We start from the raw sequence: 7,622 nt of genomic DNA, 5'->3' as shown, positions 1-7,622 counted from the left end.
CATGATCTGCAGCAGCGAGCCGACGTGGAGCGACGGCGCGGTGCAGTCGAAGCCGATATAGGCGACCAGCGATCCGCTCAGCGCTTTCGCGTCGAGGCCGGCGAAGTCCGAGCACTGGTGGAGGTAGCCGCGCTCGATCAGCACGCGCAGGAAATCGGAACGGGGGTTGAACGCGTCGGTCACCTTTTGGCTCCTCGGCCGCTGGCGCGGGTTGTTTAGGAGGCCACAGGCGGTTATGCAACCGGACGAGCCGGCCCCTTGCCCAATCAACCGCGCGAGAGTCACACTGGGGTCGACCTGCGCCGGCGGGCCTTCCAACGCGTGGGAGATTGCGCATGGACGTCGACGAACTCGACGCGACGATCTTGTCGCATGCTGGCGAACGTTGGCTGAAGGTGGCGAGGATCGCCGCTGAGACAATGCAGGAACGCGGCCTCGATCCGTCGGACGAACAGCTCGATGTCGTCGTGGCTCGCGTGCGCGCGCTCGTCGTGCGGGGGCGCCTGGTCGCTCAGGGAAACCTGAGCCGTTCACGATTCAGCGAAGTGCGACTGCCGGGCGCGGAAGGCGGCGACAACGCTTGGCGCCAGGACCTCCGCACGTGACCGACCGCCCCGGCGAAGACGAACTGATCGCGCGCTATTTCGCGCCGCTCGCCGGCCCGGCCGGGCTCGGGCTGAAGGACGACGTCGCGCTGCTGAAGCCGCCGGCGGGGCGCGATCTCGTCGTCACCACCGACGCCCTGGTCGCCGGCGTCCATTTCTTCGCCGACGATCCGCCCGGCGCGATCGCGCGCAAGGCGCTGAGGGTCAATCTGTCCGACCTCGCCGCCAAGGGCGCCGAGCCGATCGGCTTCGCGCTCAATCTGGCGCTGCCCGGCGACTGGACGGCGGACTGGCTCGCCGGCTTCGCCGCCGGGCTCGGCGACGACGCGGCGGCCTATCGCTGTCCGCTAATCGGCGGCGACACCGTCAGGACGCCGGGGCCGCTGACGCTGGCGATCACCGCCATCGGCGCGGTTGAGCCCGGCCGCTTCGCCGCGCGCGGCGGCGTGCGCTCCGGCGACCGGCTTTACGTCACCGGCACGGTCGGCGATTCCGCGCTCGGCCTGCGCCTGCGGCTCGGGCAGGGGCCGGCGCTCGCCGACGCCGACCGCCTGCAATTGCTCGACCGTTACCTTCTGCCGCAGCCGCGGCTGGCTCTGGCGCCCGCGATCGCCCGCTTCGCCAGCGCTGGGATGGACATTTCCGACGGCTTCGTTGGCGACCTGACCAAGATGCTCAGGGTGAGCGGCGTCACCGCGACGATCGAGATGAGCCGGTTGCCGCTGTCGCCCGCCGCCAGCGCGGCGATCGGCGCCGATCCGAGCCTGTTTCCAGTCGCCGCCAGCGGCGGCGACGATTACGAACTCATTGTCGCGACGCCCGCGTCCGCGGCCGCCGCATTCGAGGCGGCCGCCGCCGAGGCCGGCGTCGCCGTCACGCCGATCGGCGAAGCGGTCGCCGGCGCCGCAGCGCCGCGCTTCGTCGATCACGAGGGGCGCCCGTTCAAGTTCGGGCGCGGCTCGTTCAGCCACTTTTGAATCCAGGAGCCAGAGCTTGACCGTCGAAGCGTCCGCTTTCGTCCACCGCTTGCTCGTCGCCTGCGCGCTGGCGCGCGAAGCCGGCCAGAACGCCAAGCGTCGCTTTCTCGACCGCTCGTCGTTCACCGTCGGCTTCAAGGGACCGCAGGACTATCTGACCGAGGTCGACGGCGAGATCGAACGCTTCATCGCCACGCGCCTGCACGCGACCTTTCCTGAAGACGGCTTCATCGGCGAGGAGGGCGAAGGGCGGGTCGGCAAGGCCGGCGCGCCGATCTGGGTGGTCGATCCGATCGACGGCACGTCGAATTTTGCTCGCGGCGCGCCGCATTTTTGCGTCTCGATCGCCGCCGTGCTCGACCGCCAGGCCGAGGTCGGCGTGATCTACGATCCGATGGTCGACGAATTGTTCGCCGCCCGCCGCGGCGGCGGGGCGACGCTCAACGGCGCGACGATCCGCGCTTCCGCCGTCGCCGATCTCAAGACGGCGGGCGTCGAGGTCGGCTGGAACATGCGCTCGGGCGCTGACGCCTTTCTCGGACTGATAGGCCGGGTCGTGGCGTCCGGCGCGGCGGTGACGCGCGGCGGCTCGGGCGCGCTCGCGCTCGCTTACGTCGCCGCCGGACTTTCCTCGCCGGCGATGGTCTGCGACGCGGCGCGCCGATCGTCGCCTGCGCGCCGGGCCTCAAAGATTCGCTGGTCGCCGTCGCCGCGATTCCAGGGCTCGCGCCATGACGGAAGCGGCGATTGCGCTTGCCGCGGGCGAGGCGCGGCTTGCGATCGCGCGCCGCGGCGCGGAAGCGATCGCGTGGAGCGTCGGCGGCGTCGAATTGCTGTGGCCGAGCGATCCGGCGATCTGGGATCAGATCAGCCCGATCCTCTATCCGGTGGTCGGCTGGACGCGCGACGGGGCGCGGGTCGGCGGCCAGCGCTATCCGCTGCGCCTGCACGGCTTCGCCTCCGATCAGGACTTCGCCGTCGAGACGGCGGCCGGCGCTTTCGCCCGACTGACGCTGCGCGACAACGCCCGGACGCGCGCGCTCTACCCATTCGCATTCGCATTCGCAGTCGAGTATCGCCTTGCCGGTGCGGCGCTGGAGATCACGCTCGAAGTCGCCAATCCCGGCGACGCGCCGGCGCCCTACGCCTGCGGCCTCCATCCCGGCTTCCGATGGCCGTTCGCCGGCGCCGGGCGCGCCGGCGCGCGCGTCCGCTTCGAGCAGGACGAGCCCGCGCTCGTGCCGGCGCTCGCGCCGGGCGGCCTGATCAGCGCCCAGAGGCGCGCGATTCCGCTCGAGGGCAAGGCGCTGCCGCTGGACGACGGCCTCTTCGCCAGCGACGCCTTGTGCTTCCTCGATCCGGCGAGCCGCTCGCTGCGATTTGAACAGGCCGACGGCTCGGCGATCGCAATGGATTTCGCCGGCTTCGGCCGTGCCGCGCTGTGGACGCGGCCCGGCGCGCCGTTTCTCTGTCTCGAAGCCTGGACCGGCTACAGCGATCCCGAGGGCTTCGCCGGCGACCTGTTCGAAAAGCCGGCGATGCGTTCGCTCGCGCCCGGCGCGCGCGCGCGCCATCAGGCGGTCTACCGCTATTTCGCCGCTTGAGATTCGCGCCGCGAGAGGGCAATGAGCGCGGACCGGCCGCGTCGCAGGAGACATGATGACCGCTTCCTCCGCTTTCGTGCTCGACGGCAAAGCCATCGCCGACGGCGTGCTGGCGCGCGTCGCCGAGGGGGCGCGGGGGCTCGAAGCGCGCGGCGTCAAGCCGGGCCTCGCGGTGGTCCTGGTCGGCGACGATCCGGCGAGCCAGACCTACGTCGCCGCCAAGGGTCGCGCCGCGCTCGCCTGCGGCTTCCATTCCCTCCAGCGCACGCTGCCGGCCGAGACGAGCGAGGCCGAGCTGCTTGGGTTGATCGCCAAGCTCAACGCCGACCCGGCGATCCACGGCGTGCTGGTGCAACTGCCGTTGCCCGCCGGCCTGTCGGCGGCGCGCGCGGTCGAAGCGATCGCGCCGGAGAAGGACGTCGACGGCCTGCATCCGGTCAACGCCGGGCTGCTTGCGACCGGCGCGCTCGAGCGCGCGATCGTTCCCTGCACGCCGGCCGGCGCGATGGCGATGATCGACAAGGCGTGCGAGGCGCTCGGCCGCAAGCTCGACGGGCTCGAAGCGGTCGTCGTCGGCCGCTCGAATCTGGTCGGCAAGCCGATCGCGCAACTGCTGCTCGCCCGCAATTGCACGGTGACGATCGCGCACTCGCGCACGCGCGAGTTGGCGGCGGTCGCGCGCCGCGCCGATGTGCTGGTGGCGGCGGTCGGCAGACCGGAGATGGTGCGCGGCGATTGGATCAAGCCGGGCGCGATCGTCATCGACGTCGGCGTCAATCGCGTCGCCGCGCCCGAAAAGGGCGAAGGCAAGACGCGACTGGTCGGCGACGTCGCCTATGCCGAAGCCGCGGCGCGCGCCGGCGCGATCACGCCGGTTCCCGGCGGCGTCGGCCGGATGACGGTCGCGATGCTGATGGCCAACACGCTCGCCGCCGCGACGCGCGCGGCGCGGGCCTGAGCCTGGCTGGCGCGGCGCCCGCCAAGCTTCGGCCATTATTTTGCGGCGACGTCTTCAACATTGGCTTTGGCCGACATTTGGCCGAGAGTTTGCTTGGAGGAGGCCGGAGTTCGCCGATGAAGAAAGAGGCCGATATCGCCGCCCGGGGTCTTCGGGCCTTCGCGCGCGCCGCGATGGCGGGCGCAGCGCTGGCGCTCGCCAGCCAGGACTTGCTCGCCGCGCCGTCTTCCCAGCCGATCGCCGCTCCATTCGCTTCGCCGGTCGCCGCGCCGCCGCCGCCGGCGCCGGTCGCCGCAAAGTTGGCCGCGCCGCCCGCCGATTGCGGCGTGACGCCGGACGGCTTCTCCGCCTGGCTCCAGGGCTTCAAACAGCAAGCGGAGATTGACGGCCTGCCGCCGGCGGTCATCGACTCGGCGCTGAGCGACGTCGCCTACGATCCTGACGTCATCGCCCACGACCGGCGCCAAGGTTCGTTCGGGCAGGACTTCGACAAATTCGTCGCCAAGCGCGTCACCGCCTATCGCGTGCGCAAGGGGCGGCAGATGCTGGTCGCCTACGCCGAGCCGCTGGAAAAGATCGAGAAGCGCTTCGGCGTGCCCGGCCCGGTGCTGGTGGCGATCTGGGGGCTCGAATCCGAGTTCGGCGCCGGCGTCGGCAATTATCCGACATTCAACGCGCTGGCGACGCTCGCCTACGATTGCCGCCGCGCCGACCAGTTCCGCGAAGAACTCGTCGACGCCTTGAAGCTCGTCGCGCGCGGCGACATGCAGCCGGAGGAGATGCACGGCGCCTGGGCGGGCGAGATCGGCCAAACGCAATTCATGCCTTCGACCTATCTCAAATACGCGACCAGCGCCGACGGCGGCGTGATCGCCGATCTGGTCGGCAACGCCGAGGACGCGCTCGCTTCGACCGCCAATTTCCTCAAGAACAAGGGCTGGAAGCGCGGCCAGGGCTTCCACGAGGGCGAGCCCAATTTCGCCGCGCTGCTCGAATGGAACGCCGCGCCGGTCTACGCCAAGACGATCGCCTTCTTCGCCGACCGGCTGGCCGAGTCCGACGCGCAGTGAGTCCCCGCTGCATTCGACATGGGGCGCGGACTGCGGCGAATTAGCGCGGACCGCGGCGGGCGCTCCACGCTCCGCTCAAGCGGCGGTTTCGTCGGCTAGGCCACGAATTGGCCGGCAGTTTCGTCACATTTTATCGCAACGCAACAAGCGGTCGCATTTGAGCCTGCGCATTGTTTGTGGGTTGGGATTCTGGCATACGCCGCCTCGTCTGAAGCGGGCGGCGCTTAACGCCGCGATTCCGTTCCCTGGGGGACGCCATGGCCTTGGGTCTAATTCTTATTATACTTTGCGGCGCGTTGTCGCTTGTCTACGGCGGTTACACCGTCACGAAGTTGATGGCCGCCGATAGCGGCTCGGCGCGGATGCAGGAAATCTCCGCCGCGGTGCGCGAAGGCGCGCAAGCCTATCTGAAGCGCCAGTACGCCACCATCGCCGCGGTCGGCGTGGTCGTCTTCATCGCCCTCGGCCTGCTGTTGTCGTGGACGGTGGCGATCGGCTTCCTGATCGGCGCGATCCTCTCCGGCGCGGCGGGCTTCATTGGCATGAACGTCTCGGTGCGGGCCAACGTGCGCACGGCCCAGGCGGCGACCCAGTCGCTCGCCGCCGGCCTCGACGTCGCCTACAAGGCCGGCTCGGTGACCGGACTTCTGGTGGCTGGTCTCGCGCTGCTCGGCGTCTCCGTCTACTACTGGGTGCTCACCGGTCCGCTCGGCTACGCGGTGTCCGATCGCACCGTGATCGACGCGCTGGTGGCGCTCGGCTTCGGCGCCTCGCTGATCTCGATCTTCGCCCGTCTCGGCGGCGGCATCTTCACCAAGGGGGCCGACGTCGGCGCCGACCTGGTCGGCAAAGTTGAAGCCGGCATTCCCGAGGACGATCCGCGCAACCCGGCGACGATCGCCGACAACGTCGGCGACAACGTCGGCGACTGCGCCGGCATGGCCGCCGACCTGTTCGAGACCTATGCGGTGACGGTCGTGGCGACGATGGTGCTCGCCTCGATCTTCTTCGCCGGAGCTCCCAACCTCGCGCAGACGATGCTCTATCCGCTGGCGATCTGCGGCGTGTGCATCATCACCTCGATCATCGGCACGTTCTTCGTCAAGCTTGGCGCCAACAACTCGATCATGGGCGCTCTCTATAAGGGTCTCATCGCCACCGGCTTGCTGTCGATCGTCGGTCTGGCGATCGCCACCCAGCTCGTTGTCGGTTGGGGCTCGATCGGCGTCATCGCCGGTCAGACGGTCTTCGGCTGGGCGCTGTTCGTCTGCGGCCTGATCGGTCTCATTGTCACCGGCCTGATCGTCGTCATCACCGAGTACTACACCGGCTCGGGCAAGCGCCCGGTGGTTTCGATCGCCCAGGCGTCGGTCACCGGTCACGGCACCAACGTCATCCAGGGTCTTGCGGTGTCGCTGGAATCGACGGCGCTGCCGGCGATCGTCATCGTCGCCGCCATCATCGCCACCTTCGAACTCGCCGGCCTGTTCGGCACGGCGATCGCGGTGACGACGATGCTCGGCCTCGCCGGCATGATCGTCGCGCTCGACGCCTTCGGCCCGGTCACCGACAACGCCGGCGGCATCGCCGAAATGGCGGGCCTGCCCAAGGAGGTGCGTCATTCGACCGACGCGCTCGACGCGGTTGGCAACACCACCAAGGCGGTCACCAAGGGTTACGCAATCGGCTCGGCGGGCCTCGGCGCGCTGGTGCTGTTCGCGGCCTACACCAACGACATCAAGCATTTCGTCGATACCGGGGTGCCTTACTTCCAGGGCGTTGGCACGGTCGATTTCAGCCTCGCCAACCCGTTTGTCGTCGCCGGCCTGATCTTCGGCGGTCTCATCCCCTACCTGTTCGGCGGCATCGCGATGACCGCCGTCGGCCGGGCGGCGGGCTCGGTGGTGATGGAGGTTCGCCGGCAGTTCAAGGAAATGCCCGGCATCATGCAGGGCACGCAGAAGCCCGACTACGGCCGCGCGGTCGACATGCTGACCAAGGCGGCGATCCGGGAAATGATCATCCCCTCGCTGCTGCCGGTGCTGGCGCCGTTCGTCGTCTACTTCGGCGTGCTGCTGATCTCCGGCTCCAAGGCTTCGGCCTTCGCCGCGCTCGGCGCCTCGCTGCTCGGCGTCATCGTCAACGGCCTGTTCGTCGCCATCTCGATGACCTCGGGCGGCGGCGCGTGGGACAACGCCAAGAAGAGCTTCGAGGACGGCTTCGTCGACAAGGACGGCGTCAAGCACTTGAAGGGTTCCGACGCGCACAAGGCGTCGGTGACCGGCGACACCGTCGGCGACCCCTACAAGGACACCGCCGGCCCGGCGGTCAACCCGCTGATCAAGATCATCAACATCGTCGCGTTGTTGCTGCTCGCGATCCTCGCCCACCACTGACGGGCGGATCTC

Annotated in this window: 6 protein-coding genes and 2 pseudogenes; 7 read left to right on the top strand and 1 reads right to left on the bottom strand. The window is 69.4% G+C overall.

Features of this window, described 5'->3' with window-relative positions:
• Positions 1 to 183 (bottom strand): annotated as a pseudogene (locus ABSF49_RS02300) (tyrosine--tRNA ligase); the annotation flags it as partial.
• 152 nt (positions 184 to 335) lie between these two features.
• Between ABSF49_RS02300 and ABSF49_RS02295 the strand changes: the two are divergent.
• The 7 genes and pseudogenes from ABSF49_RS02295 to ABSF49_RS02265 all read left to right on the top strand — a co-directional run bounded on the left by ABSF49_RS02295 (position 336) and on the right by ABSF49_RS02265 (position 7,610).
• Complete coding sequence (locus ABSF49_RS02295) at positions 336 to 605, top strand: DUF3658 domain-containing protein (RefSeq protein WP_424111012.1); 270 nt, start codon at positions 336 to 338, stop codon at positions 603 to 605.
• Complete coding sequence (thiL, locus tag ABSF49_RS02290) at positions 602 to 1,582, top strand: thiamine-phosphate kinase (RefSeq protein WP_424111011.1); 981 nt, start codon at positions 602 to 604, stop codon at positions 1,580 to 1,582. Before ABSF49_RS02295 ends, thiL begins: the two co-directional genes overlap by 4 nt.
• 16 nt (positions 1,583 to 1,598) lie before the next feature.
• A pseudogene (locus ABSF49_RS02285) lies at positions 1,599 to 2,150 on the top strand (inositol monophosphatase family protein); the annotation flags it as partial.
• Between the two features lie 163 nt (positions 2,151 to 2,313).
• Positions 2,314 to 3,186: an aldose epimerase family protein gene (locus ABSF49_RS02280; RefSeq protein ID WP_424111010.1), complete on the top strand. Its 873-nt coding sequence runs from the start codon at positions 2,314 to 2,316 to the stop codon at positions 3,184 to 3,186.
• A gap of 55 nt (positions 3,187 to 3,241) precedes the next feature.
• The gene (folD, locus tag ABSF49_RS02275; protein ID WP_424111009.1) at positions 3,242 to 4,144 is read left to right on the top strand and encodes a bifunctional methylenetetrahydrofolate dehydrogenase/methenyltetrahydrofolate cyclohydrolase FolD; all 903 of its coding nucleotides are present in this window, start codon (positions 3,242 to 3,244) and stop codon (positions 4,142 to 4,144) included.
• A gap of 116 nt (positions 4,145 to 4,260) precedes the next feature.
• On the top strand, positions 4,261 to 5,214 hold the full coding sequence (locus ABSF49_RS02270; RefSeq protein WP_424111008.1) for a lytic murein transglycosylase: 954 nt from the start codon (positions 4,261 to 4,263) through the stop codon (positions 5,212 to 5,214).
• Positions 5,215 to 5,471: 257 nt separating this feature from the next.
• Positions 5,472 to 7,610: a sodium-translocating pyrophosphatase gene (locus ABSF49_RS02265; RefSeq protein ID WP_424111007.1), complete on the top strand. Its 2,139-nt coding sequence runs from the start codon at positions 5,472 to 5,474 to the stop codon at positions 7,608 to 7,610.
• Positions 7,611 to 7,622: the final 12 nt, after the last annotated feature.

It is taken from the genome of Roseiarcus sp. (genome assembly GCF_049514155.1).
In the GTDB taxonomy this organism is placed as follows: Bacteria; Pseudomonadota; Alphaproteobacteria; order Rhizobiales; family Beijerinckiaceae; genus Roseiarcus.
Note: the sequence above shows the minus strand (reverse complement) of the source record. Positions and strands in the feature narration are given on the sequence as shown.

Coding starts and splice junctions, on each gene's coding strand:
- ABSF49_RS02295 (WP_424111012.1), top strand. CDS start 336: ATGGACGTCGACGAACTCGACGCGACGATCTTGTCGCATGCTGGCGAA.
- ABSF49_RS02280 (WP_424111010.1), top strand. CDS start 2,314: ATGACGGAAGCGGCGATTGCGCTTGCCGCGGGCGAGGCGCGGCTTGCG.
- folD (WP_424111009.1), top strand. CDS start 3,242: ATGACCGCTTCCTCCGCTTTCGTGCTCGACGGCAAAGCCATCGCCGAC.
- ABSF49_RS02270 (WP_424111008.1), top strand. CDS start 4,261: ATGAAGAAAGAGGCCGATATCGCCGCCCGGGGTCTTCGGGCCTTCGCG.
- ABSF49_RS02265 (WP_424111007.1), top strand. CDS start 5,472: ATGGCCTTGGGTCTAATTCTTATTATACTTTGCGGCGCGTTGTCGCTT.